The 25,403-nt window shown below is 71.8% G+C and carries 22 protein-coding genes and 2 pseudogenes; 12 read left to right on the top strand and 12 right to left on the bottom strand.

Annotation, left to right across the window (positions count from 1 at the left end):
• Nucleotides 1-139 precede the first annotated feature (139 nt).
• The 4 genes from I004_RS0124350 to I004_RS0124335 form a co-directional block, all read right to left on the bottom strand.
• On the bottom strand, nucleotides 140-466 hold the full coding sequence (locus I004_RS0124350) for a hypothetical protein (RefSeq protein ID WP_028437636.1): 327 nt from the start codon (nucleotides 464-466) through the stop codon (nucleotides 140-142).
• Nucleotides 467-521: 55 nt separating this feature from the next.
• Nucleotides 522-1,799, bottom strand: a complete 1,278-nt coding sequence (locus I004_RS0124345; RefSeq protein ID WP_037977627.1) for a ribonuclease D — start codon at nucleotides 1,797-1,799, stop codon at nucleotides 522-524.
• Nucleotides 1,800-2,004: 205 nt separating this feature from the next.
• The gene (locus I004_RS0124340; protein WP_028433019.1) at nucleotides 2,005-2,679 is read right to left on the bottom strand and encodes a response regulator transcription factor; all 675 of its coding nucleotides are present in this window, start codon (nucleotides 2,677-2,679) and stop codon (nucleotides 2,005-2,007) included.
• A 245-nt stretch (nucleotides 2,680-2,924) separates the two neighbouring features.
• A complete protein-coding gene (locus I004_RS0124335; RefSeq protein ID WP_028437634.1) occupies nucleotides 2,925-3,593 on the bottom strand; it encodes a DUF3000 domain-containing protein in 669 nt (222 codons plus the stop codon).
• 266 nt (nucleotides 3,594-3,859) lie between these two features.
• Between I004_RS0124335 and hemE the strand changes: the two genes are divergently transcribed.
• On the top strand, nucleotides 3,860-4,924 hold the full coding sequence (hemE, locus tag I004_RS0124330; RefSeq protein WP_028437633.1) for a uroporphyrinogen decarboxylase: 1,065 nt from the start codon (nucleotides 3,860-3,862) through the stop codon (nucleotides 4,922-4,924).
• A 46-nt stretch (nucleotides 4,925-4,970) separates the two neighbouring features.
• On the opposite strand, the gene I004_RS0124325 is transcribed toward hemE, so the two are convergent.
• Complete coding sequence (locus I004_RS0124325; protein ID WP_028437632.1) at nucleotides 4,971-6,392, bottom strand: FAD-dependent oxidoreductase; 1,422 nt, start codon at nucleotides 6,390-6,392, stop codon at nucleotides 4,971-4,973.
• A 100-nt stretch (nucleotides 6,393-6,492) separates the two neighbouring features.
• Between I004_RS0124325 and hemG the strand changes: the two genes are divergently transcribed.
• Both hemG and hemQ read left to right on the top strand, forming a co-directional pair.
• Complete coding sequence (gene hemG, locus I004_RS0124320) at nucleotides 6,493-7,929, top strand: protoporphyrinogen oxidase (protein ID WP_028437631.1); 1,437 nt, start codon at nucleotides 6,493-6,495, stop codon at nucleotides 7,927-7,929.
• A 4-nt stretch (nucleotides 7,930-7,933) separates the two neighbouring features.
• Nucleotides 7,934-8,665: a hydrogen peroxide-dependent heme synthase gene (gene hemQ / locus I004_RS0124315; RefSeq protein ID WP_028437630.1), complete on the top strand. Its 732-nt coding sequence runs from the start codon at nucleotides 7,934-7,936 to the stop codon at nucleotides 8,663-8,665.
• Between the two features lie 127 nt (nucleotides 8,666-8,792).
• Here the strand turns inward: hemQ and I004_RS0124310 are convergent, their stop codons facing one another.
• A complete protein-coding gene (locus I004_RS0124310; protein ID WP_028437629.1) occupies nucleotides 8,793-9,731 on the bottom strand; it encodes a helix-turn-helix domain-containing protein in 939 nt (312 codons plus the stop codon).
• A 195-nt stretch (nucleotides 9,732-9,926) separates the two neighbouring features.
• On the opposite strand from I004_RS0124310, the gene I004_RS0124305 reads away from it, so the two are divergent.
• Complete coding sequence (locus I004_RS0124305; RefSeq protein WP_158677086.1) at nucleotides 9,927-10,088, top strand: hypothetical protein; 162 nt, start codon at nucleotides 9,927-9,929, stop codon at nucleotides 10,086-10,088.
• A complete protein-coding gene (locus tag I004_RS0124300) occupies nucleotides 10,085-10,525 on the top strand; it encodes a DUF6010 family protein (protein WP_028437627.1) in 441 nt (146 codons plus the stop codon). Before I004_RS0124305 ends, I004_RS0124300 begins: the two co-directional genes overlap by 4 nt.
• A 37-nt stretch (nucleotides 10,526-10,562) precedes the next feature.
• Here the strand turns inward: I004_RS0124300 and I004_RS0124295 are convergent, their stop codons facing one another.
• From I004_RS0124295 to I004_RS0124285, 3 genes and pseudogenes are all read right to left on the bottom strand, one after another.
• A complete protein-coding gene (locus tag I004_RS0124295) occupies nucleotides 10,563-12,143 on the bottom strand; it encodes an alpha/beta hydrolase (RefSeq protein ID WP_028437626.1) in 1,581 nt (526 codons plus the stop codon).
• A 298-nt stretch (nucleotides 12,144-12,441) separates the two neighbouring features.
• Nucleotides 12,442-13,756, bottom strand: a pseudogene (locus I004_RS38465) (MbnB/TglH/ChrH family RiPP precursor modification enzyme).
• Between the two features lie 130 nt (nucleotides 13,757-13,886).
• Nucleotides 13,887-14,633 carry a peptidyl-tRNA hydrolase gene (locus I004_RS0124285; RefSeq protein WP_486580192.1) on the bottom strand — a complete coding sequence of 249 codons (747 nt, stop codon included), beginning with the start codon at nucleotides 14,631-14,633 and terminating at the stop codon, nucleotides 13,887-13,889.
• A gap of 245 nt (nucleotides 14,634-14,878) precedes the next feature.
• On the opposite strand from I004_RS0124285, the gene I004_RS0124280 reads away from it, so the two are divergent.
• From I004_RS0124280 to I004_RS0124270, 3 genes are read left to right on the top strand one after another with little or no spacing between them, the layout of a single operon-like run.
• Entirely contained in the window at nucleotides 14,879-15,406 is a 528-nt protein-coding gene (locus I004_RS0124280; protein ID WP_051345381.1) for a (2Fe-2S)-binding protein, read from the top strand.
• Nucleotides 15,393-16,382, top strand: coding sequence for an FAD binding domain-containing protein (locus I004_RS0124275; protein ID WP_028437623.1), 990 nt, complete (start codon nucleotides 15,393-15,395; stop codon nucleotides 16,380-16,382). The genes I004_RS0124280 and I004_RS0124275 overlap by 14 nt, the downstream gene beginning before the upstream one ends.
• Complete coding sequence (locus I004_RS0124270) at nucleotides 16,379-18,586, top strand: xanthine dehydrogenase family protein molybdopterin-binding subunit (protein WP_028437622.1); 2,208 nt, start codon at nucleotides 16,379-16,381, stop codon at nucleotides 18,584-18,586. The genes I004_RS0124275 and I004_RS0124270 overlap by 4 nt, the downstream gene beginning before the upstream one ends.
• A gap of 127 nt (nucleotides 18,587-18,713) precedes the next feature.
• On the opposite strand, the gene I004_RS0124265 is transcribed toward I004_RS0124270, so the two are convergent.
• Nucleotides 18,714-20,084, bottom strand: a complete 1,371-nt coding sequence (locus I004_RS0124265) for an alkaline phosphatase PhoX (RefSeq protein ID WP_037977623.1) — start codon at nucleotides 20,082-20,084, stop codon at nucleotides 18,714-18,716.
• A 143-nt stretch (nucleotides 20,085-20,227) separates the two neighbouring features.
• Nucleotides 20,228-21,394 (bottom strand): cell division protein ZapE, encoded by a 1,167-nt coding sequence (zapE, locus tag I004_RS0124260; protein WP_028437620.1) that lies wholly within the window; start codon nucleotides 21,392-21,394, stop codon nucleotides 20,228-20,230.
• A gap of 112 nt (nucleotides 21,395-21,506) precedes the next feature.
• Between zapE and I004_RS0124255 the strand changes: the two genes are divergently transcribed.
• From I004_RS0124255 to msrB, 4 genes are all read left to right on the top strand, one after another.
• Nucleotides 21,507-22,307 (top strand): pyrimidine reductase family protein, encoded by an 801-nt coding sequence (locus I004_RS0124255; RefSeq protein ID WP_028437619.1) that lies wholly within the window; start codon nucleotides 21,507-21,509, stop codon nucleotides 22,305-22,307.
• A 116-nt stretch (nucleotides 22,308-22,423) separates the two neighbouring features.
• Entirely contained in the window at nucleotides 22,424-22,891 is a 468-nt protein-coding gene (locus I004_RS0124250) for a hypothetical protein (RefSeq protein WP_028437618.1), read from the top strand.
• A 243-nt stretch (nucleotides 22,892-23,134) separates the two neighbouring features.
• Nucleotides 23,135-24,544, top strand: a complete 1,410-nt coding sequence (gene murC, locus I004_RS0124245) for a UDP-N-acetylmuramate--L-alanine ligase (RefSeq protein WP_028437617.1) — start codon at nucleotides 23,135-23,137, stop codon at nucleotides 24,542-24,544.
• A gap of 45 nt (nucleotides 24,545-24,589) precedes the next feature.
• A complete protein-coding gene (gene msrB / locus I004_RS0124240; protein WP_028437616.1) occupies nucleotides 24,590-24,997 on the top strand; it encodes a peptide-methionine (R)-S-oxide reductase MsrB in 408 nt (135 codons plus the stop codon).
• A 64-nt stretch (nucleotides 24,998-25,061) separates the two neighbouring features.
• On the opposite strand, the pseudogene I004_RS35795 reads toward msrB, so the two are convergent.
• Nucleotides 25,062-25,403: pseudogene (locus I004_RS35795) on the bottom strand (transcription termination factor Rho); the annotation flags it as partial.

The raw sequence follows: 25,403 nt of genomic DNA, 5'->3' as shown, positions 1-25,403 counted from the left end.
CTTCCCACGGGTCATGCTACCCGTGGGTAACTGAGGAGCAAGGGCCGTTCCCCGGGAGGGGCACACGTCACACCGCGGCCGTGCCACAGGCGTGTCCCATGGCCCCTGGACCACAGTCGCAACTCGGGTGGACGGCCGGTCAGCGGCGTCCCGGCCGGCGCTTCCCGAAGCGCAACCTCCGCCGCCGGGCGCGCGGTCGCGGTACGAACGGCAACGGCCGCCGCCCCGCGCCACCCTCCCTGCCACCCGGCGAAAGCACCGGCGCCTTGCGTTCCGCCTGTGCCTGGACCTCGTACGCGGAGTCGTGCGCGGTCACATGGAAGGCCTCGTCGTGCGCGGCCAGTGCGCCCCGCACGGCTGCTCCGGCGATGCCTCGGCGGCGCACGACGGCCGCCAGCCATGCGAAGAAGCCGATGACGGTCGCGAGGACGGCGGCGACCACGAGGTAGGGGAAGAGCTCACCCATGGACCGGGCCCGGGACCGGGGCCGGCGCCGTTCCGCCGATGTCGGCCATGGCGCGCTACTCGGTCGGAGCGGGCTCGGCCAGCGCCTCGGTCAGGAGCGACGCCGTCTGCTCGATCTGCCACTCACGGGCCCCGAGAGCCCGCAGCGCCGAGACGACCTCCGGCTCCGTGCTCGCACTGGGCGGCTGCCAGCACAGCCGCCGGACCGAGTCGGGCGTCAGCAGGTTCTCCTGCGGCATGTGCAGCTCCTCCGCACGCGCCGTCACCGCCGCACGCGCCGCCGCGAGCCGTGCGGCGGCCGCCGGGTCCTTGTCGGCCCAGGAACGCGGCGGCGGCGGACCGTTGGGCGTCTGGCTCTGCTGCGGAAGAGCCGAGTCGGGCAGCGCCTTCGCCCTGTCGACGGCCGCCTGCCACTGCTCCAGCTGCTTGCGGCCCATGCGGTGCCCGAAGCCCGGCAGGGCGGAAAGGGCCCGCACGTCCGAGGGCAGCGCAAGCGCCGCCTCGACGATCGCCGAGTCGGAGAGCACCTTGCCCGGTGACACGTCCCGCTTCTGCGCGATCTTGTCGCGGGCGGCCCACAGCTCCCGTACGACGGCCATCTGACGCCGCCGCCGAACCTTGTGCATGCCGGAGGTACGGCGCCACGGGTCCTTGCGGGGCGGAGCGGGGGGTGCGGAGGCGATGGACTCGAACTCCTCCCGCGCCCAGGCCAGCTTGCCCTGCTGCTCCAGCTCCTCCTCCAGGGCGTCCCGCAGGTCGATCAGCAACTCGACGTCCAGAGCCGCGTAGTGGAGCCAGGGCTCGGGAAGCGGACGCGTCGACCAGTCGACGGCGGAGTGGCCCTTCTCCAGCGAGTATCCGAGCAGGTTCTCCACCATCGCGCCCAGGCCCACCCGTGCGTACCCGGCGAGGCGTCCCGCGAGCTCGGTGTCGAACAGCCTCCGGGGCACCATGCCTATCTCACGCAGACACGGCAGGTCCTGCGTGGCGGCGTGGAGCACCCACTCCGAGTCGGCCAGGACGGAGCCCAGAGCCGACAGATCCGGGCAGCCCACCGGGTCGACCAGCGCGCTCCCCGCGCCCTCGCGCCGCAGCTGCACGAGATACGCCCGCTGCCCGTAGCGGTATCCGGAAGCTCGCTCGGCGTCCACGGCGACCGGGCCGCTGCCCGACGCGAACGCGGAGACGATCTCGGCCAGTCCCGCCTCGTCGGCAGTCACGGGTGGAACGCCCTCGCGGGGCTCGAGCAGGGGGACCGGCGCCTGACCAGGGTCTTGGCCCTCGGTCGTGGTCTTAGCGGGGTTTGCTGATGCGGTGTCTCGGGCGTCGGTCACCGGTCAAGGGTATCTGCGGAAGGCCCGTGGTTGTCCGAATGTCCGGGCAGATCGTTGCCCGTGGCACCGGAATCTTCGCGGGGTCCCGCCGGCGGCTTCCACGCGGCGGCTTCCGCAGCGCACACACGAGGCGCCCGCCTGCGGACAGTGTCACCGGCGGGCGCCTCGAGGTGGGGGAGCGGAAGCTCCGTGAAGGAGCGGGTGATCAGTGGATGATGCCGGTACGGAGTGCCACGGCGACCATGCCCGCGCGGTCCCCGGTGCCCAACTTGCGGGCGATGCGGGCCAGGTGAGACTTCACCGTGAGAGCCGAGAGGCCCATGGAGACGCCGATGGCCTTGTTGGACTGGCCCTCCGCAACCAGCCGCAGCACCTCGACCTCGCGTCCGGACAGCTCACGCTGGCCGCCGGGGTGCCCCGGGCCGCCGGGGCCGCCGCCGGGCCGGCGGTGCATACGCGCGGCGGCGGCACCGATGGGGGCCGCACCGTGCCGGGTGGGCATGGCGCCGAGGTTGTTGCGGGTGCCGGTGACGACGTAGCCCTTGACGCCGCCCGCAAGGGCGTTGCGTACGGCGCCGATGTCGTCGGCCGCCGAGAGGGCCAGGCCGTTCGGCCAGCCCGCGGCTCGGGTCTCGGACAGCAGGCTGAGGCCCGAACCGTCCGGGAGGTGGACGTCGGCCACGCAGATGTCGCGTGGATTGCCGACTCGGGGACGTGCCTCCGCGATGGACGACGCCTCGATCACGTCCCGTACGCCGAGAGCCCAGAGATGTCGGGTCACGGTGGAACGGACGCGGGGGTCGGCCACGACGACCATGGCCGTCGGCTTGTTCGGGCGGTAGGCGACCAGGCTTGTGGGGTGCTCAAGAAGAACAGACACCGGGCCTCCGAGGGCTGGCTGCGGACGGAACGATTCCGGTGACCGTGCGGGCTGGCCGGGGAGTTCCGTGTGGAAGGGTCATAGACTCCTTCGGCAGGTCGGGGGCCCTGCTTTAGGGAATGATCACCAATTGATGACCGATATTTCCTGAATCGGACAGCCGCTCGACCTCGCCCCGCGCGGCCTCGCGCGCCGCGGAGCGCGAGGCGGAACCGGCGGCGGGTGCAGGGGCGGCCGGTGCCCCTTCAGAGGGGCTGAGGGCCCCGCCGCTTCGGCAGGGAGACGACGGAGCTTCCGTCGCCGGGGTCGGGCGGCAGCCCCGCGCACTGGCACAGAAGCTCCGACCACGCGATGAGGTGGACGGCCATGTCGGGCAGGGCGTCGACTGCCGCCGCCTCGTCGGTGCGGGGCGTCCAGCTGGCCCGGATCTCCAGTTCCGTCTGCGGTGGGCGCTCGTCCAGGCCGCCGAAGTAGGAGGAACCGGACCGCGTCACCGTCCCGCTCGAGTCCGAGTACGCGGCCGACTGAGCCTCCAGTGCGCCCGTCAACCAGGACCACGTGACCTCGGGCAGCAGCGGATCGCCTGCCATCTCCGGTTCCAGCTCGGTGCGGGCCAGGGTGACCACGCGGAAGGTGCCCTGCCAGGACTCCTGGCCCGACGGATCGTGGAGCAGCACGAAGCGGCCGTCGGCCAGCTCGGCCGACTCGTCCTCGGGGTCCATGACCGCGGCGGACAGCGCACAGGAGAAAGGGGCCAGGCGCTTGGGCGCGGGCAGCGCGGAGAGCTGCACCTCGGGCCTGGTGTGTGCGGAGTTCAGGGCCGCCATCGCCTGCTGGAAGGGCACGGGGGCGCCGTCGCCCCCGCCGCCCGAGTCGCCGGAGCCCTCCGTCGTCGTTGGTCGCGCCGCTGCCATGGGGCGCAAGAGTAGGGCGAGCCGGGGGCACAGACCGGTAGGGACACTCGCAAGTGGCCGAAGAACGGTGGGTGTTGAAGATTCCCGCGGGCTGGCAAGGCAGTCAGGGAGCGGGCGACGGCCGGTCGTCCGTCGAGAATGGCCGACAAGCGACGGCGCTCGTGGGAGAGTGCTCCGCCCGCCGGAGCGGGACGGGCGAGAGCCCGCAACCCACTGCGCCACCTCGCCGGTGAGGAGCCCCTCCTGGGCGTGGGAGACTGCCGTGCGTGAGTGCCGAAGAACCCCAGCCGGGCAAGCCGACCGACCCGCACGACTCCGCATTCCTCAGGGCGTGCCGCAGGGAGCCCGTGCCGCACACCCCGGTGTGGTTCATGCGGCAGGCGGGGCGCTCGCTGCCGGAGTACCGCAAGGTGCGTGAGGGCATCGGCATGCTCGACTCCTGCATGCGTCCGGACCTGGTCACGGAGATCACGCTGCAGCCCGTACGACGCCACGGCGTCGATGCCGCCATCTACTTCAGCGACATCGTCGTGCCGCTCAAGGCCATCGGCGTGGACCTCGATATCAAGCCGGGAGTCGGGCCGGTCGTGGAGCAGCCGGTGCGTACACGCGCGGACCTGGACCGGCTGCGGCCCCTCGAGCCGGAAGACGTCGCCTATGTGACGGAAGCGGTGCGACTGCTCGGCCGCGAACTCGGCGACACCCCTCTCATCGGGTTCGCCGGCGCACCGTTCACGCTGGCCAGCTACCTCGTCGAGGGCGGCCCCTCACGCAACCACGAGCGCACCAAGGCGCTGATGTACGGCGACCCCGAGCTGTGGGCCGCGCTGCTGGACCGCCTTGCCGTCATCACCGCCACGTTCCTGAAGGTGCAGATAGAGGCCGGCGCCTCGGCCGTGCAGCTCTTCGACTCCTGGGCCGGCGCCCTCTCCGAGACGGACTACCGTCACTCGGTTCTGCCCGCCTCGGCGAAGGTCTTCCAGGCCGTGGCGCACTACGGCCTACCCCGAATTCACTTCGGCGTCGGCACGGGCGAACTGCTCGGGGCCATGGCCGAGGCGGGAGCGGACGTCGTCGGTGCGGACTGGCGGGTGCCCCTGGACGAGGCGGCCCGACGGATCGGTCCGGGCAAGGCGGTGCAGGGCAACCTGGACCCGGCGGTCCTGTTCGCGCCGCGCGAGGCCGTGGAGGTTCAGGCACAACGCGTGCTGGACGCGGCGCACGGGCTCGAGGGCCACATCTTCAACCTGGGGCACGGAGTGCTGCCCGATACGGACCCGGACGCGCTGACGCGGCTCGTGGAGTACGTGCACGAGAAGACGGCGGGCTGAGGGGCCGTCCACGCCGCTCCAGCTCAGCCCGGGCCGTCTCGTCCCGTCATCGTGAGACGGCCGCCGTCGCCTTCCGCGCCGCCACCAGCACCGGGTCCCACACGGGGGAGAACGGCGGCGCGTACCCCAGGTCGAGATACGTCATCTGCTCGACGGTCATTCCTGCGGTCAGCGCGACCGCCGCGACGTCGACGCGCTTGCCCGCGCCCTCACGTCCCACGATCTGCGCGCCCAGCAGCCGTCCTGTGCCGCGCTCCGCGAGCATCTTCACCCGCATTGGACGGCTGCCGGGGAAGTAGCCGGCGCGGCTCGTCGCCTCCGCCGTGACCGTGACGAACTGCAGCCCCACTTCGCGGGCCTGCTTCTCCAGCAGTCCCGTACGGGCGATCTCCAGGTCGCAGACCTTGCTGACGGCGGTGCCGACAACCCCTGGGAAAGTCGCGTACCCGCCGCCGATGTTGGTGCCGATGACCTGCCCGTGCTTGTTGGCGTGCGTGCCGAGGGCGATGTGCCGCGTCCGCCCGGAGATCAGGTCGAGGACCTCGACGCAGTCGCCGCCGGACCAGATGTTCTCGCTTCCGCGCACGCGCATCGCCAGGTCCGTCAGCAGGCCGCCCGATTCCCCGAGGGGCAGCCCGGTCTCGCGAGCGAGCGAGGTCTCCGGTGCGACGCCGAGTCCCAGCACCACGACGTCGGCCGGGTGGGCGGCCTCCTTGGTGGTGACGGCGCATGCCCGGCCGGAGTCGTCCGTCTCGACGGCGGTGGCCGGTGCTCCCGTCACCACCTCCATGCCCATGCCGCACATCGCGTCGCGCACCAGCTCGCCCATGTCGGGGTCGAGGGTCGTCATCGGCTGCGGGGCACCGTCCAGGACCGTCACCTCGAAGTCCCGCCTGACGAGGGCCTCGGCCATCTCCACGCCGATGTAGCCGGCGCCGATCACGACCGCCTTCAGGCGGTCCCCGCCGTTCCCTGCCCCTTTCCGGTCCGGGCGTTGCAGCGTGCCCAGACGTTCCAGAAGGGCCTGCCCGTCCTCCAGGGACTGCACGCCGTGCACGCCCTCGGCGTCGATGCCCGGCAGTGGCGGGAGCACGGGCCGGGCGCCGGTCGCGAGGACGAGGTCGTCGAACTCCGTCCAGTACTCCGGCCCCGGAGGCGCGTCCCGTGGGAGTTCACGGGCACGCACCCGCCCGCGGTCCGGGTCGATTGCGGTGACCTCGGTGCGCATCCGAACGTCGATGTCGCGTTCCCGGTGCTGCTCCGGCGTACGGGCGATCAGATCGTCCCGTTCCCCGACGTCGCCGGCGACCCAGTACGGGATGCCGCACGCGGAGTAGGAGGAGAAGTCGCCCCGTTCGAAGGCGATGATCTCCAGCTCGTCCGGCCCCTGGAGCCTGCGGGCCTGCGACGCGGCCGTCATCCCTGCCGCGTCACCTCCGACGACGACCATGCGGCGGGCAGCGGCCATGTCCCGAGTCCTTCCGTCGTGGGCGGGGCTCCCTCGTGCCCGGGATTCCCGCCGTCGCCCTGGATACGCCGGGCGGTACCCGTCCTGGGACGATGGACACATGCATGTGATCGTGATCGGCGGGGGCATCTCGGGTCTTGCGGCGGCCCTGCGGCTCTCCTCGAGCGGCGCCTCGGTGACCGTGCTGGAGGCGTCAGCGCGTGTGGGCGGGAAGCTGCTTCCGGGCGACATCGCCGGCTCGGCCGCCGTCGATCTGGGCGCGGAATCGATGCTGGCGCGCCGCCCCGAAGGCGTGGACCTCGCGCGGGAGGCGGGCCTGGCGGACGCGCTCGGGCCGCCGACGTCCGCGAGCGCCGCGATCTGGTCGCGCGGCGAGATGTGCCCGATGCCCAAGGGGCATGTGATGGGTGTGCCCGGCGATCCCGAGGCTCTGCGGGGTCTGCTCTCGGAGGAGGGAATCACCCGTATCGGCGAGGACGCCTCGCTCCCGCCCACCGAGATCGGCGAGGACGTCGCCATCGGCGAGTACGTGGCGAAGCGGCTCGGGCCCGAGGTCGTGGACCGCCTCGTCGAGCCGCTGCTGGGCGGCGTGTACGCGGGCGACGCGTACCGCATCTCCCTGCGCGCCGCCGTGCCCCAGCTCTACGAGGCCGCACGCGCCGGGACGTCGCTGCTCGCCGGTGTGCGCGGCCTGCAGGAGCGGGCGCCCGCCCCGGCCGCCGCTTCGCCCGTCTTCATGGGCGTCGAGGGAGGGATCGGGCGCCTGCCGGGAGCGGTGGCGGACGCCTGCCGTGCCGCGGGTGCGGTGATCCGCACGGGCACTCCCGTACGGACCGTGCGGGCGCACGCCGCCGCTGACGAGCCGTCACCGCACCGGCCCGCGGCCCCCGCACGCTGGACGGTGGTCATCGACGGCGGCGAGACGCTGGCGGCCGACGCACTCGTCGTGGCCGTGCCCGCCCCGCAGGCCGCGCGGCTCCTCGCGGACCAGGTGCCGGCCGCAGCGGGGGAGCTGCGCGCAGTGGAGTACGCGTCGATGGCGCTGGTCACCATGGCCTTCCGTCGCGCGGACCTCGATCACGTGCCGGGCGGCAGCGGCTTCCTCGTGCCTCCGGCCGAGGGCCGCACCATCAAGGCGTCCACCTTCTCCAGCAACAAGTGGGGCTGGGTCGCCGCGCAGGACCCGGACCTGTTCGTGCTGCGGACCTCCGTCGGGCGGTACGGCGAGGAGGCGGTCCTCGAACGCGAGGACTCCGAGCTCGTGGAGCTGTCCCTGCGCGATCTGGCTGCCGCGACGGGGTTGTCCGCCTCCCCGGTGGACCGCGTGGTCACCCGCTGGAACGGGGGCCTGCCGCAGTACCCGGTCGGCCACACGGCGCGCGTCGCCCGTATCCGTGAGGCCGTGGAGCAGGTGCCGGGCCTGGCGCTGTGCGGAGCCGCGTACGAAGGGGTGGGCATCCCCGCGTGCATCGCGAGCGGTGAGCGTGCGGCCCGGGAGACCCTGGCGCCGGCGACGGCCGGCAGCGCGCGAGAATAGGTGCATGACAGCTGCACCGGAGCCTACGAGCCCCGAGAAGACGCCCAACGCGGGCAAGAAGGCCAAGGACCTCAACGAGGTCGTCCGATACGCCCTGTGGTCGGTCTTCCGGCTGCGGGACGTCCTGCCCGAGGACCGCGCGGGATACGCGGACGAGGTGGAGGAGCTGTTCGGGCAGCTCGCCGCGAAGGACGTGGTGGTGCGGGGCACTTACGATGTCTCGGGGCTGCGCGCCGACGCCGACCTGATGATCTGGTGGCACGCTGAATCCTCCGACGCCCTGCAGGACGCCTACAACCGCTTTCGCCGCACCCGGCTGGGACGGGCCGTGGAGCCCGTCTGGTCGAACATGGCGCTGCACCGCCCGGCCGAGTTCAACAAGTCGCACCTGCCCGCCTTCGTGGCGGGTGAGGAGCCGCGGGCGTACGTGAGCGTGTACCCCTTCGTGCGTTCCTATGACTGGTATCTGCTGCCGGACGAGGACCGCCGACGCATGCTCGCCGACCACGGAAAGATGGCCCGCGGGTTCCCGGACGTACGGGCCAACACGGTGCCCGCCTTCTCCCTCGGTGACTACGAGTGGATCCTCGCCTTCGAGGCCGACGAACTGCACCGCATCGTCGACCTGATGCGTCATCTGCGGGGCTCGGAGGCGCGGATGCACGTACGGGAAGAGGTGCCGTTCTACACGGGGCGGCGCAAGCCCGTGGCGGAGCTGGTGGCCGGGCTGGTCTAAGGCCGGTCCAGGGCTGGTGGGTCCAGCAGGTCGTGCAGGCGCGCGTGGCTCTGGTCCGGTGTCACAAGGCAGCCTCCCTTTGCCGTTTTTCCCACGGCGAAGCTGTATCCGGTTCGGTGACCACGACTCAGCTGAACGTGCGCCGGTAGGTCTGCGGGCTGACGCCGGTCGTGCGTTTGAAGCGGTCACGGAAAGTGGTGGCTGAGCCGAATCCGACCTGGGTCCCGATGCGTTCGACGGAATGCTCCGTGGTCTCGAGCAGGTGCTGGGCCTGGCGGATGCGGGCTCGATGGAGCCACTGGAGCGGGGTGGTGCCCGTCTGTTCGCGGAAGCGGCGGATCAGGGTCCGGGTACTTGTCCCGGACTGCGCCGCGATGTCAGCGAGGGTGAGGTCGCGGCCCAGGTTGGTCCGCAGCCATGTGAGCAGAGCTTCGAGGTCGGACCCCTGCGGGGTGGGAGCGTGGTCGTGCACGATGAACTGCGCCTGTCCGCCCTCTCGTTCGAGAGGCATCACTGACAGCCGGGCGGCATCGGCGGCGACGGCCGAGCCGTAGTCACGGCGGATCATGTGCAGGCACAGGTCCATTCCTGCGGCTGCGCCGGCCGATGTGAGGAACTGACCGTTGTCGACGTAGAGGACGTCGGGGTCGACGTCGATGTCCGGATGGGTGGCGGCCAGCAGCCCGGCCGCAAGCCAATGGGTGGTTGCCCGCAGCCCGTCGAGGAGGCCGGTGGCGGCAAGCGGGAAGGTGCCCGTGCAGATCGACGCGATCCGCGTGCCGTCGGCGGCGGCCGACCGCAACGCCTCGCGTACCGGGGGAGAGAGCAGGGCCGCGGGATCAGCGACACCCGGCACGATGATCGTGTCCGCGTCCTGGAGGCCCTCCAGACCCCAGGGGGCACGCAGAGTGAAGGTGCCGGCGTCGATCTCCTCGTCCTCGGCGCACACACGGATCTGGTAGCCAGGTCGCCCATCGGGCAGGCGGGTCCGTGTGAAGACCTCGACCGGGGTGGACAGGTCGAACGGGATCACCTGATCCAGCGCGATGACGGCGACAGTGTGCATGGCAGGAACGTACCTCTTCGACGGTTTACGCCTCCGGTCGAGCGTCCGGGCAGAGCCATGCCACTCCAGGTCTCAGCTCTCACCGACGCGGTGGCGTTATCCCGTTGAAAGGTGTCACTCGTGCCACTGGGCGAACGTGGCGGCAGCGCATTGACTTCGGAACGTCCGACAGAGATCGACATCCGAAGGACCTTCATGCACATCCAGGTTGCTCTGCTCGACGGCTCCGACCGGCTCGATGTCATCGGGCCCTGCGAGGTGCCGCACGCCCTGCGAGGTGGGCAGCGGCGCAGCAGTGCCGGCGCCGCCCCTGTCGGGACGGTGCGGCCCGAGTGGGAAGAGGTCGTCCCGTCATGAATTACGTGTGGCCGATCCTGGTCGGCGTCGTCTACTGCCTGCTGATGTCCCTCATCAGGGAACCGCACCGACGCCGCTTCAACGCGATCATGGTGGGGGGAGCCGGCGCGGCCTATCTGAGCGGGGGCGGCTTCGGCGCCTGGGAGCTCCCGGTCGTCGCCATCATGACCTACGTCGCCTACCGGGGCCTGGAATCCTGGACCTTCATCGGCGTCGGCTGGCTGATACACACGGCGTGGGACCTGGTCCACCACCTCAAGGGCAACCCGATCCTGTCCTTCCAGCACGACTCCTCCCTGGGCTGCGCCATCTGCGATCCCGTTATCGCCCTGTGGTGCTTCCGCGGAGGCCCCTCGCTGATCACCTTCGTCCGCGACCGGTTGAGGCCCCGCCGGGCGGCGGACCAACCGCCGCACGATGCCGCTGCGCCCTGCTAGCGGACTCCGCCGGAATCTGGGTGGTCACCGACAGGGTTCAGGGGCGCGGCGCGGGACGTGCCGGGCACGCGGCCGCGCGGCCCGGCGTCCTGCCTTCCAACAGGTAGGCGGCGAGATGCCGGTCGGCGCATCTGCTGCCGCCGGCGATGCCGTGCGTGCCCGCGCCCCGCTCGGTGACGAGGGAGGAGCCGGGCAGCCGCTTCCAGGTCTCCACGGCGCCCTCGTAAGGGGTCGCGGCGTCGCGGGTCGACGCGAGCAGCAGCACCGGCGGCAACTGACCGGGCGCGGCGCCCACATCGACGGGCCGGGCGGGCCTGCCCTGCCAGTAGGCACACGGCAGGTTCGCCCGCAGGTTCTCCCAGGTCTGGAACGGCGCCTCCCGCGCGAGCGCGGTGTTGTCGCGGTCCCAGCGCGACCAGCCGCGCGGCCAGTGCCCCTCGGAGCACTGAACGGCGCGGTAGACGGAGTCACTGTTCATCCGCTGCGCCGCGGCGCGTGGGCCGGGAGCGGCCAGTTCGGCCAGTGCACTCGGGTCGCCCTCGCGGAAGTCCGCGAGGGCGCCGGCCAGCCGGGGCCAGCTCTCGTCGCTGTAGCCGGCGTCGAGGTAGCCGCGCAGCAGCTGCCGTGAGCCGACGCGGCCGCCGGTCCAGCCGCCCACGCTCCCGTGGTCGAGGGCGTCGCGCGCCCGGTCGAAATTCCGCTGGACGGTGCGCGCCGTGCGGCCGAGTCCGTAGGCGGAATCGTGCTCGGCGACCCAGGACGTGAAGTCTCCCCAGCGGCGCTGGAACGCCCTGTTCTGTTCGAGGCCGTTGCGGTACCAGATCCTCTCCGGGCGCGGATCGACGACGCTGTCGAGCACGAGGCGGCCCACGCGGTCCGGGAAGAGCGTGGCGTACACGGCGCCGAGGTAGCTGCCGTACGAGGTGCCGATGAAGTCGGTCCTCTCGCGGTGCAGGGCTGCACGCAGGACATCAAGGTCGCGGGCGTTGTCGGCGGTCGTGAAGTGGGCCAGCCGCGCGCCGTGTTCGTGTGCGCATTCCCTGGCGAACGCGGCGGCCTGCCGCTGCATCTCCCTCTTGAACGCCTCGGACGGCACACGGGGCGAGCGCGACGGGCCGCTGTCCACCTCGTCCGGATCCGCGCACAGCAGCGGTCCGGAGCGTCCGACGCCGCGCGGCGCGTAACCGACCAGGTCATAGGAGCGGTTGAGCTGCTTCCACACGCCGCCCGCGAGCGTGGCGTAGAGCGGGAAGTCCATGCCGTCGGCGCCCGGTCCGCCGGGGTTGTGCATCAAGGGGCCGCGCCTGAGGGCCGCCGGGCCGGTCGCGCGCTTGCGGCTGACGGCCAGCCGGAACTTCTCCCCGTCCGGTTCGGCGTAGTCCACGGGGACGGTGACTCTGCCGCACTCGGTGGACGCCGGAAGCTCCTCGGCCGCGGGGCACTTGCTCCAGCCGATGCCGTCGGCTTCCGCCGCTTCGGCCGCCTTCGCCGCACCGACTGCCTCGCGCGCCTCGCGGAGCGGCAGGGGCAGGCCGCCGGGCGTGATGTCGCCCGGGAGGACGGCGGCGGCCGTGAGGGCCAGGGCACCGAGCGTGGCGTGGATCGTGGCTGAGCGCACGGTGGTGCCTCGTTCCTGTTGTGCTGTGGCGGGGCGCCGGCGACATGCGTTCGTTGTGTGCTGTGTGTGAGCGCCCATGAACGGTGTGTGACAACGGGCATGCTGGGTGCGGGAGTTGGCGAAGTAAAGAACCGGCGGCAGGTGTCGGCGGCGATGCGCCCGAAGCGGCGACGGCAAGCGCGGCCGTACGAAATCCGCCCGTACGCAGGGGAGTCCGGGGACGATCAACGGCCGTCACGTCACCCGGCGATCACCGGTGACCGCAACCGGGCGCGGATCCGGCCGGGCGCGGCCTTCGTCAGCGGGCGCGCATCAGGCGCAACGTGCGGGCCAGCCGCCCCCCGGGAAGGGGCTCCGGGCCGGAACGCTCCAGCCACCACGAGCGCAGCCTCCTGCGCGCGCGGCGGTCGCCGGCGAGGCCCTCATCCAGTACGTGCGCCGCGAAGTCCAGCGCGTCGCGCCGGTAGCCCCCGGCCATGGGTCTGGCCCGCGCGTACGAGGTGAAGGCGGCGCGGAAGGCCGTCCCGCCCAGGATCTCCGGCAGTTCCGGCGCCACCTTCGCGACGACGCCGGCTCGCTTTCCGACGAGCGCGCGGCTCTGCACGGCCAGTCGCTCGCGGTCGAAGCCCTCGGGCGCCGGCGCGCCCGCGACGAGCGCGGCCAGCAGCCCGGCCTGGGCCTGCGCGAGCCGTTCCCGTGCGTCGGCCGTTCCGGTGGTGTCATCGGCCGCCACGGGTGCTCAACTCCCTTGTGCGCACGCCCTGTTCGACCACCCTGCGGATGCTGTCGAGTTCGCCCGCGAGTTCGCTCACGGGCGGAAAGTTCTCGTCCCGCTCCAGCAGCACGCCCGGTGGCTCCGTGCGCGCGCACAGCTGCGCGAGAACGTCCAGCACGGGCTGCGGCACGGGATGCCCGTGGCTGTCGTGCCAGACCCCGTCCCGCTCGAAGCCGCCCGCCACATGCACGTAGGCCAAGGCGTCCAGGGGGAGTTCGTCCAGCGCCACCGCAGGTTCCTCGCCGCGGTTGACGTGGTTGGTGTGCAGATTGGCGACGTCGATCAGCAGGCGCACGCCGGTTCGCTCCACGAGTCCGGCGAGGAATGCCCCCTCCGTCAGCTCCTCCCCGGGCCACTCGACGAGCGCCGCGATGTTTTCCAGCGCGAGCGGCACGGGCAGCGCGTCCTGCGCGATCCGCACGTTCTCGCACAGCACGTCCAGGGCGTCCCGGGTGCGCGGCACCACCAGCAGATGGCCCGCCTCCATCCGCGGGAGCCCGGTCGGCGGGCCGCCTGCCCTTACGAATGCGATGTGTTCGGTGACGAGCGGGGTTCCGAGCGCCTGGGCGCACTCGGCGAGCGCCGACAGCCGTGCCGGGTCGGGCGGTTCGGCGCCGCCGAGCCCGAGGGAGACGCCGTGGGGGACGACGGTCGTGCCGCGCTCCCGCAGCCGCTCCAAGGCGTCCGGCAGATGGTCCGGGCAGATGTTCTCCGCCACCACCTCGACCCAGTCGATGCCCGGCAGCGCCGCGATCCCGTCCGCGATCTCAGGCCGCCAGCCGATGCCGGTGCCCAGCCGCACCGAGGTGCCCGCCGTCCGTGTCAGCCCCGTCCCCATGTGCCCTCCCCCTCCGTCTTCCTCGCTCCTGCCACGGAACGGGCGGACGAATCCACCCCGGCCCGGATTCAGAGGAGGACTTGAGGTTCGTGCCCGTGTGCGACCGCTGCGGACCGGGGCCGTGGCCCGGTCAGGTTCGCAGAGCGGGATGGTCCGCCACCACCGTCACGGAACCCGCCGCGACCTCGGTGAAGCCCGCATCGCGAACGACCGGGAGCCCGCTGCGGACCAGACCGGCCCACTGCCCCGGCCCGTCGGCCGTACGCACGGCGAGGGCGAAGTCCGCCTCGCGCCACCCCCCGCGTGCCACGGCGGACAGCTCCCACCAGGCCAACTGCGCGCCGTGTCCGCCCTGTGCCATGGCCTTGCCCGCCGACATCTCCAGACGAGGAGCCAGCCACATCACCGGTACTCCGTGAGGCGGGTCCGCGGGCGGCTCGGGATCGGTGAGTTCGGTGCCGGAGACCTGCAGCCGTGCCAGATCCTTCGGCCAGTCATCGACGGGCACGGGCGGATAGACCCTCACCGCGGCCGTCCGCCCCGTCACGGTCACGCCGGGCAGCGCCTCCGCGCGCCGCCACTCCGCGCCGCGCGCCCGTCGCACCACCTTGCGGATCGCGCTGTCCTCCCACAGCCGCACACGCTCGCCCCACTCGCCGTCCTTCGCCGACCGTTCGTCGGAGAGGAGGGTGAGTACCGCTCGCGCCGCCGTCTCCAGCGCGTCGGTACGCTCCGGCGGCGCGTCCCGCTCCACCCGGACGACCAGTGGCAGCGCGTACTCCTGTGCGTCGTTCACCCGGTGAGTCTGCCAGCCGGCGGAAACCGTCAACTCGTGCAGGAGGGGACGGAGTCGGCCGCCCGGCCCGCTGCCTGTCATGGCCGAGGGCGCAGGCCGTCCGGTTCGCAGGCGTATCGGGGGAGCGGAGCCGGAGCCGCGCCGGGTGGGCGTACACCTCTCTGTGTGATCAACCGAATTATGCTGAATGCCGGTTTGATCACATCCGGTTCTCCGTGAGCGAGTAGCCACTCGGACCGACCGTGCGCGAGGGAACGACCAGCCCTTCGCCATGCTCGCCGACGAGTGCCGGTCTCCCGCGTTCCCGCATATCTGAGGAGAAAGCGATGGCCAAAGCGCTGAGTCAGCGACGCGCGGCACGTTCCGTGCCCGATGCCCCGGTGGAGCTGCACGTCAACGGCCGACGGCACAAACTGCACCTCGACGTGCGGGTGACCCTGCTCGACGCGCTCCGCGACAGGCTGGGTCTGACCGGGACGAAGAAGGGCTGCGACCAGGGAACGTGCGGGGCGTGCACCGTGCACGTGGAGGGCCGCCGCGTTCTGTCGTGCCTGACGCTCGCGGCCCAGTGCGACGAGCGGGAGGTCACCACCATCGAGGGCCTGACCGCGCCCGACGGGGGACCGCACCCGCTCAAGGAGTCCTTCGTGCGCCACGACGCCTTCCAGTGCGGCTACTGCACGCCCGGTCAGATCATGTCGGCGGCGGCCCTGCTGGAGGAGGGACGAGCCGGTTCCGACGAGGACATCCAGGAGTTCATGAGCGGCAACCTCTGCCGCTGCGGCGCGTACGTCAACATCGTCGCCGCCGTCCGCGACGTGGCATCGACCGGGGGTGCTGATGCTTCCCTTTGAGTACGCGCGCGCGGCTGACGTCGACGAGGCCGTGAACCTCCTGGCCGGGGACCCCTCGGCGTCCTACCTGGCCGGCGGTACGACCCAGCTCGATCTGATGAAGGACGGGGTGCTCGGCCCCGAGCGGCTGGTCGACATCACCCGGCTCCCTCTCCGCGGCGTGACCCGTGACGGCGACGGCCTGCACATCGGCGCCCTCACCACGATGGAAGAGCTGGCGGCCGACCCAACGGTGACCGAGGAGCTGCGCATCGTCCGCCAGGCGCTGCTCCTCGGAGCCTCGACCCAGCTGCGCAACATGGCGACGATCGGCGGCAACCTGCTGCAGCGGGCGCGGTGCCGCTACTTCCGGGACCCGAGCGTGCCCGACTGCAACAAGCGCGAGCCCGGCACCGGGTGCGCGGCCGTGAACAACACGGCGAGGATGCACGCGATCCTGGGCGTCAGCGAGCGGTGCATCGCCGTGCACGCGTCCGATCTCGCCGTCGCCCTGGTCGCGCTCGACGCCGTGGTGCATCTGAAGGGGACGTCCGGCAGCCGCAGCGTGCCTCTCACGCAGTTCTACCGGGAGGCCGGCAGCAGCCCCGACGTCGAGAACGTGCTCGTGCACGGTGAGTTGATCACCGGGATCACCATCCCGTTCCTGCCGCCCACGGCGGCCTCCGGCTACCTCAAGGTCCGCGACCGCGCCTCCTACGAGTTCGCCCTCGCGTCTGCCGGGGTCGCGCTCGTCGTGCAGGACGGCGTGATCAACCAGGCCCGTGTCGGACTCGGCGGTGTCGGTTCGAAGCCGTGGCGGTCGCTGGAGGCCGAGCAGGTGCTCACCGGTTCGCGGGCGGGCGAGGAGACGTTCCGCGAGGCCGCGGCCGCCGCTGTACAGGGAGCCTGGACGGTCTCCGGCACGGCCTTCAAGGTCGAACTCGCGCAGCGCACCCTCGTACGGACCCTGCGGACCGTCTCAGGAGTGACCTCGTGACCGCCGCGGAAGCCGAACCCGTCATCGGGCCGGGAATCGACCGCGTCGACGGTGCCCGCAAGGTGGAGGGTTCCGCGGCCTACCCGAGCGACGTCCAGGTACCGGGGATGGTGCACGCCGTCCTCGTGCAGAGCACCGTCGCCGCGGGACGCATCCGGACGCTCGACACGGGCGCGGCGGAGGCGTCGCAAGGTGTCCTGGCCGTCATCACCCACCGCAACGCGCCCCGGCTGCCCGGCGGTCCGATGACCGCGCTCGGCGCGACGCCCCCGGCGCCCCTCCAGGATGACCGGATCCTCCACCACGGGCAGCACGTCGCCGTCGTGGTCGCCGAAACCCTGGAACAGGCCACCGCCGCCGCACGGATGGTGCGCGTCGTCTACGAGGTGACCGACGCCGTTCTCAGGCTCGATGATCCGCGTGCCGAACGGCTGGAGAACCCGTGGGGACTCGACACCGACCGCGGCACCGCCGGGGCCGCGCTCGAGGCGGCGGAGGTGAAGCTGTCGGGCACCTACACGACGGCGGACAACACCAACAACCCGCTGGGCTGCTTCGCGACGGTGGCCGTGTGGGAGCGGAACGGCCTGACCGTTCACGACGCCACACAGTGGCCGACGATGGTGCGCTCCACCCTCGCGAGGACCTTCGACCTGCCCGAGAGCGCCGTGAGAGTGCTGGCACCGTACGTCGGAGGCGCGTTCGGGGCCGGACTGCGGGCGTGGCCGCACGTCGTGCTGGCGGTTCTCGCGGCGCGGATGCTCGGGCGGCCCGTGAAGCTGGTCCTGACCCGGCCTCAGATGTTCACCTCGGTCGGGCACCGTCCCCGCGGCGTCCAGCACCTGTCGATCGGCAGCGGTCGGGACGGCGAACTGCTCGCCCTCGACCACCGATCCACCTCCACCGTGGCCATGGAGGACGAGGACTTCGAGCCGGTCGCCGCGCTGTCGGCCCTCTCCTACGCCTGCCCCAACGTGATCACCCGGGACAGCCAGGCACGTCTGAACATCCCCGACCCCACCTCGATGCGCGCACCCGCCGAGGCGCAGGGGAACTTCGCCCTCGAATCGGCGCTGGACGAACTCGCCCACGCCCTGGAGATGGACCCCGTCGAACTCCGGCTGCGCAACTACGCCGAGACCCATCCGGGGAACGGGATGCGCTGGTCGAGCAAGGCGCTCAGGGAGTGCTACGAGGCCGGGGCCGAGCTGTTCGGCTGGTCACGGCGCACGCCCGAGCCGCGTTCCATGCGGGACGGGGACTGGCTCGTCGGATACGGCATGGCCGGCGTCAGCTACCCCTGGTACGCGCAGCCCTGCAAGGCGCGGGCGACCGTGAACCGTGACGGCAGCGCGCTGGTGCGCAGTGCCGCGACGGACATCGGGACCGGCACGTACACGGTGATGACGCAGGTGTCCGCCGACGCCCTGGGCATCCCGGTGGGCCGGGTCCGCTTCGACCTCGGGGACTCCGACATGCCGCAGGCCCCGCAGGCCGGCGGGTCGGGACTCACCGGTGCCCTGGCGCCCGCCGTGCAGGACGCGTGCCGCGGAGTGCTGCAGCGGGTCCTCGACCTGGTGCGGGACGACGCCGATTCACCGCTGCGCGGGTGCACGCTCGAGGACGTCACCGTGAGGGGCGGCCGCATCCACCGGCGGGACCGGCCCGGAGAGGGGGAGTCCTACGCCGACATCCTCGAGCGGCACGGCCATCAGGAGCTGTCGGCGGACGGTGCCAGCACTCCGGCGGATCCCTCCGTGCTGGGCATGGCTCCGGCGGGGGCGTTCGGCGCCAAGTTCGTCGAGGTGCGTGTCGACGCCGAACTCGGCATCATCCGGGTCCCGCGTGTGGTCTCGGCGATCGACGGCGGCCGGATCCTCAACGAGAAGACGGCCCGCAGCCAGATCATCGGCGGGACCGTCGGCGGCATCGGGCAGGCACTGTTCGAGGAGACCATCACGGACGACGACACCGGACGCATCGCCAACGCCACGTTCGGGGACTACCTCGTCCCCGTGAACGCGGACGTGCCTGAGATCGACGTCGTCTTCGTGGGAGCGCCCGACCCCGCGACTCCCCTCGGCACCAAGGGAGTCGGGGAGATCGGGCTGGTCGGCATCGCCGCGGCCGTCGCGAACGCCGTCCACCATGCGACGGGAACGCGCATCCGGTCGCTGCCGATCACCCTGGACCGGCTGCTGTGACCTGCCCTGCGGTGACCTGCCCTGCTGTGACCGGCCCTGCTGTGACCGGCCACCGGTGAAGCCAGGAAGGGCCCGGCGTCCCCGTGGGGACACCGGGTCCTTCCTGCGAGGCCGGTGAGATGACCGGTCAGTGCTTCCAGGGACCCGTCACGGCGAACGTCGTGCCGGGCTCGTAGCAGTTGACGTACATCGTGCGGCTGTCCGGCGAGAAGGCCACACCCGCGAACTCGCCCCATGCGGGTTCGTCCTCCGAGCCGGTGTTCTGCCGGTTCTTGGCCATCGGGTAGACCGAACCGTGCTTGGTCAGGCCGAAGACGTGCTGGGCGCCCTCGCCGTCCTCGCTGACCATCAGGCCTCCGCTCGGCGCGAGGCAGATGTTGTCCGGCTCCTCGCCGGGAAGCTGGACGTCGGTGTCGGGGCCGAAGACCACGACGAGCGTGAGCTGCTTGCGCTTGGGGTCGTAGCGCCAGACCTGACCGAAGTGGTCGGCCTTGGAACCCTCGTCCTTCTTGGCGAAGCTGGAGACGAAGTAGACGGACTTGCCGCCCCAGTAGCAGCCTTCGAGCTTCTGCGCGTGTGTGATGCCCCCCTTGCCGTAGTCCTGGAGGCGGGTCGGGGTCTCCTTGGCCAGCGGGTCGGGCACATCGACCCACTCGACGCCGTCGAAGGTCTTGCCCGGCTCCTGCACGATCGACAGGTCCGGCACGTCCGGCACCCGCATGGCCTGGAGCTTTCCGCCCGCGTGCAGTGATCCGTGGCCGCCGAGCGGCTTCTCGGGCAGGAAGCGGTAGAAGAGACCGAACGGAAACTCGAAGGCGTCCTCGGTCTCGTACACCACGCCGTTGCGCGGGTCGAACGCGATGGCCTCGTGCTGGAAGCGGCCCATCGCGGTCAGCGGTTCGACGGAGGTGGGCCGCTCGCGGGAGAAGCCGACCTCGAAGATGAAGCCGTGGTCCTTGGAGTAGCCCTCCTCGCCGGCCTTGAACTCGGTCTCCTCGCAGGTCAGCCAGGTGTCCCAAGGGCTGGGGCCGCCCGCGCAGTTCGTCGAGGTGCCGGCGATGGCCACCCGCTCGTCGAGGACCTTGTTCTTGCCGTCGAGTTCGAGGGACGTGCAGCCGCCCTTGGCGTCGGGGTCGTAGGTGAGGCCGTCGACCGTGGGGACGGCCTGCTTGGCGTCCTGGCGGTTCTCGTGGTTGCGCACGAGCCACGTGTGGCCGCCGCGCCGCGAGCCGAAGGCGGCCATTCCGTCGAAGTTGCTCGGAACCTTGCCTTCACCGGACGGCAGATCGTCGCCCGTGCGGGAAAGGATCTTGTACTTGAAGCCCTTGGGCAGATCGAGCATGCCCTTCGGGTCGGGCACGAGCGGCCCGTAGCCGGAACGGCCTCCGGTGCCCTGGGCGGCGGCGGTGCCCGTGAACAACTCCGAGAGAGCGCCCGAGAAGGCGATGCCTGCTCCCAACGCGCCCGATCTTGCCAGCACTTGACGTCGTGTCGTCATACGGAAACTCCCAGTCGGCGGGCAGATACCTGGTGTGTCTACCACGCGGACGGGCGTACGAGCACTAGCCACGACAGCTGTCGTCTACGCGCGTGCGGTCCGGGACCGGCCGACTCGCCGGTGCGGCGGGCGGGGGAGTGCCCTCAGCCGGAGGCGAGCCGGGCGCCGTCCCGCGCGAGCGAGGTGAGGCGGGAGATCGCGCGGAAGTACTTCTTCCGGTAGCCGCCTTCGAGCATGTCCGGCCCGAAGAGCCCGTCGAAGGGCGCGCCCGAGGCCACCACGGGCAGGTCGCGGTCGTACAGGCGGTCCGCGAGCACCACGAGCCGCAGCGCCGTGGACTGGTCGGGCACCGGTCCGACCCCGGTCAGGCACACGGCGCCGAGGCCGTCGACGAGGGCTCCATAGCGGCTCGGGTGGACGTCGGCCAGGTGCGTCAGGAGGGCAGGGAAGCCGTCGAGCGAGGCGCCGGGGGTGAGGTTCGCGATGCGGATGACCTCGTCCTCGGCGAGCGGCGCGGGAGCGGCGGGAAGACCCCGGTGCCGGTAGTCCTCGCCGTCGATGCGCAGCGTGCGGAAGTGGGCGGAGAGGCCCTGGATCTCGCGGAGGAAGTCCACGGCGGCGAAGCGTCCTTCCCCGAGCTTCCCGGGCAGCGTGTTGGAGGAGGCGGCCAGCGCCACACCCTGCTCGACGAGGCGGCTGAGGAGGCTGGAGACGAGGACGGTGTCTCCCGGGTCGTCCAGTTCGAACTCGTCGATGCACAGCAGCCGGTGACCCCCGAAGGTCCGCACGGTCTGCTGGAAACCGAGGGCCCCGACGAGGTTGGTCAGCTCGACGAACGTGCCGAACGCCTTGCGCTCCGGGGGCGCTTCGGTGGCGTGCCAGAGCGAGGCGAGCAGGTGCGTCTTGCCGACGCCGTAGCCGCCGTCGAGGTAGACGCCACGGGGAGCGTCGGGGTGGGCGGCACCCCCGCCCCGCCGGAACCACCGCTTCAGACCGCCGCCCGGGCTCCCCGACCGCGGGGCCTCGCCGATGCCCTCCGGGGGTCCCTCCCGGCGAAGCGTGGGGGAGAAGGAGGCCAGTACCCGTACAGCCTCCGACTGGCTGGGCCGGTCCGGGTCCGGTACGTACGTCGAGAAGCGGACGGAGTCGAATCGCGGGGGCGGCACCATCTCGGCGACGAGACGCTCGGCCGGCACATGGGGCTCCCGAGCGGTCAGGGAGAGCGGTGCGCTCCCCTCGCCGGAGACACCGTCGGGGCGGGCCGGGCCGGAACGGCGGGCGGAACCGTGCGAGTCGAGGGAGCTGGACACGCCCCCCATGCTAAAGGGGCGGCCGGGCCCGCACGGAATGCGGTTTCGCAGGCCCGTAAGGGTGGATGGCGCCGATCGGCAGGCGGCGACGGTCGTGCCACACTGCCGTCCCATGCGACGTCTGTTCCCACTCCTGGCCGACGAGCGTCCCGAAGCCGCCCCCGAGGGGGGCCGGTGGAGCATCGACGACCTGGCCGACGCATACGCCTATCCGGGGCCGGCCGCCTCCGGCCGCGGGGTGTGGCTGCGCGCCAACATGGTCTCGTCGCTGGACGGCGCCGCCCATCACGAGGGGCACTCGCAACCCCTCTCGTCCGAGGCCGACATGCGGATCTTCGGCGTGCTGCGCGGCCTCGCGGACGCGGTCGTGGTGGGAGCGCAGACCGTGCGTCAGGAGGGCTACGGTCCGGCGCGCGAGCGCGAGGTCTTCGCCCGGCGGCGTGCCGCCGCGGGGCAGGGCCCGGCACCGGCGATCGCCGTCGTCAGCGAGGGCCTCGACCTGGACTTCTCCGACCCGCTCTTCATACGTCCCCTGGTGCCCACCGTGCTGGTGACGGGGGCGGCGGCACCGTCGGACCGGGTCGAGGCCGCGCGGGACGCGGGCGCCGAGGTCGTCTTCGCGGGTGAGGGGGCCGCCGTCGATCCCGCCCGGCTGACCGGTGCCCTGGCGGAGCGGGGCCTGCGGCGGCTGCTGACCGAAGGGGGCCCGCGGCTGCTGGGGCAGCTGGTCTCCGGCGGCGCGCTGGACGAGCTGTGCCTGACGGTCGCCCCGCGCGTCACCTCCGGTGAGGCTCCGCGGATCGTGGACGGGCCCGGGATGCGGGTGCCGGTGGACTTCCGGCTCGCCGGGGTACTGGAGGAGGACGGGTTCCTGTTCACGCGGTACCAGCGGACCGGGCCGGCGGCGGAGTAGAGCGATCCGGATGCATTTGCCGGGGGCCGGGGTGCGTGAGTTGCGTCTGGGCGGGCAGCCGTTGGCTGGATGATCGTCTCGGAGCCCCGGGCTCCACGTGGAGGAAGGGCGCCGCAGTGTTCACGACCGTGCTGATGATCGAGAAGCCGCTGGTGTCCGACGATGTGGAACTCGTCACGACGCTGCACGGTGACGAGGCTGTCTCCTTCGTCGTACTGATACAGCCGCGAGGTGACCAGGACCGCCTGCTGCGGGCCCTGGACGATGTCGCACTCGGAGAGTTCGACCAGGCCGTCCGCGAGGGCAGCGAACCGGAGGACCGCGACACGCACCCTCCGGCCGTCCGGGCCCTCGAGCACTCACTCGCGCTGCTGCGCCAGGCGGGTGCCCAAGCCGAGGGTGAGGTCATCGAGAACCATCCGCTCGATGTGCTGACCGCGACGGTGGAGCGGCACAAGGCGGACGAGGTCATCGTGCTGACGGCCCCGCACCTGGTCGAGGAGTTCTTCCACCGCGACTGGGCGACCAGGGCCCGGCACAAGGTGGGCGTTCCGGTGCTGAAGCTCTTCGCCCACACCCCCTAGTCGGCGCGGCGACCTGCCGGATCTCTGCAGGATCTCCTGGCGGACCCTGCCGGATCTCCTGGCGGACCGTGCCGACCCCTGCCGAGTGGCCTCGCGGAGGGCCGGACGCGGTGCCGCGGAGCCTGAGGCGGGGCCGCCGCCGCGTAGCGCATAGGCTGAGCGGGCGCGTCGTGCATGCCCCGGGATTCCCCGGAGCTGCGCAGCGCGCCCGTTCGTGAGAGTACGAGTCATGGAGGCGCCCGCATGGCAGCCGACCTGTCCACCCCGACCGTCCCGGCGGACCTCGCACGCCCGCACTTCATCGGCATCGGCGGCGCGGGGATGTCAGGCATCGCGAAGATCCTCACTCAGCGCGGAGCGCGGGTGCAGGGCAGCGACGCCAGGGAGTCGGTGACGGCGGCGGCGCTGCGCGGGCTGGGCGCGACCGTGCACATCGGCCACGACGCCACACATCTCGCTCAGGACGCCAGCTGCGTCGTCGTCTCCAGCGCCATCCGGCCCGACAACCCCGAGCTGGCCGCGGCCGCGTCACGAGGTGTCCCCGTCGTGCACCGCTCGGACGCGCTCGCCGCGCTGATGGACGCCTGCAGGCCGCTGGCCGTCGCGGGCACCCACGGCAAGACCACCACCACCTCGATGCTCGCGGTCGCCCTGGGCGCCCTCGGTCTCGACCCGTCGTACGCCATCGGCGGCGACCTGAACGAGCCCGGCTCCAACGCCCACAACGGGCGCGGCGAGATCTTCGTCGCCGAGGCCGACGAGTCGGACCGCAGCTTCCACAAGTACGCGCCCGAGGTGGCCATCGTGCTCAACGTGGAGCTCGACCACCACGCCAACTACTCCTCCATGGAGGAGATCTACGAGTCCTTCGTGACCTTCGCCGACCGGATCCGTCCCGGCGGCGTGCTGGTCGTCTCCGCCGACCACAAGGGCGCCCGCGAGCTGACGCGCCGCGTGCGTGAGCGCGGAGATGTACGGGTCCGCACCTACGGCGAGGCCGCCGACGCGGACGTGCGCGTCCTCGACATCACCCCGCACGGCCTGACCAGCGAGGCCACCGTCCGGCTCGACGGGGACGAGCTGACCTTCGCGGTCTTCGTGCCCGGCAGGCACTACGCGCTCAACGCCGTCGCCGCCCTCGTCGCCGGCTCCGAGCTGGGCGTACCGGCGGGCGAGCTCGCGAAGGCCCTGGGCACGTACACCGGCGTCCGCCGCCGGCTCCAGCTCAAGGGCGAGGCGAACAGCGTGCAGGTCATCGATTCCTACGCGCACCACCCGACGGAGATGACAGCCGACCTGGACGCCATCCGGGGCGGCGCGGGCGACGGGCGCATCATCGTGCTCTTCCAGCCGCACCTCTTCAGCCGCACGCAGGAGCTGGCCACGGAGATGGGGGAGTCGCTGGCCCTGGCCGACGCCTCCGTCGTCCTCGACATCTATCCCGCCCGTGAGGACCCGATTCCGGGCGTCACGAGCGAGCTGATCATCGACGCGGCACGCGCCGCCGGCGCCGATGTGCGCCACGCGGCGGCCGGCACGGCCGGCGCGGAACTGGTCGCGGGAATGGCGGAGCCCGGTGATCTTGTTCTCACCATGGGAGCAGGTGATGTGACGGAGCTGGGTCCCGAGATCCTCGCCCGGCTGCCGCACTGACCATCACGGGGACGCCCCGGGACCGACGAAGGAGGCCGAGCGGCCGTGACGTACGAGATCGAGAAGCCGGAAGAGCAGTGGCGGGCCGAGCTCAGCTCCGACGAGTACCGGGTGCTGCGCGAAGCCGGTACGGAGCCCGCCTTCACCGGCGAATACACCGACACCAAGACCACCGGCGTCTACAACTGCCGGGCCTGTGGCACGGAGCTCTTCCGCTCCGACACGAAGTTCGAGTCGCACTGCGGCTGGCCCAGCTTCTACGACCCGGCGCAGTCCGATGCCGTCGAGCTGATCGAGGACCACTCGATGGGCATGCTCCGCACAGAGGTCAGGTGCTCACGCTGCGGTTCGCACCTCGGCCACGTCTTCGACGGTGAGGGTTACCCGACTCCGACCGACCAGCGCTACTGCATCAACAGCATCGCCGTGCGTCTGGTGCCCTCGGAGTCCTGAGACCCGCTGTTCCGCCGGGCACCGGCCACGGGCCGGGGCCCGGCGACGCCGTGTGCGCCGCCGGTCAGTCGCCGCCGTTGCCGGGGGTGGGGGTGGTCTTCTGGATCTGGAGCAGGAACTCGGTGTTGGACTTGGTCTGCTTCATCTTGTCCAGGAGCAGTTCGATGGCCTGCTGCTGGTCCAGGGCGTGCAGGACCCGGCGGAGCTTCCAGATGATCTGCAGCTCGTCGCCCGCCATGAGGATCTCCTCCTTACGGGTGCCGGAGGCGTCCACGTCCACGGCGGGGAAGATCCGCTTCTCCGAGAGCTTGCGGTCCAGCTTCAGCTCCATGTTGCCGGTGCCCTTGAACTCCTCGAAGATCACCTCATCCATGCGCGAGCCGGTCTCCACCAAAGCGGCGGCCAG

The organism is Streptomyces sp. TAA486 (assembly GCF_000426165.1).
This window is presented reverse-complemented; position numbering and strand designations above follow the sequence as displayed.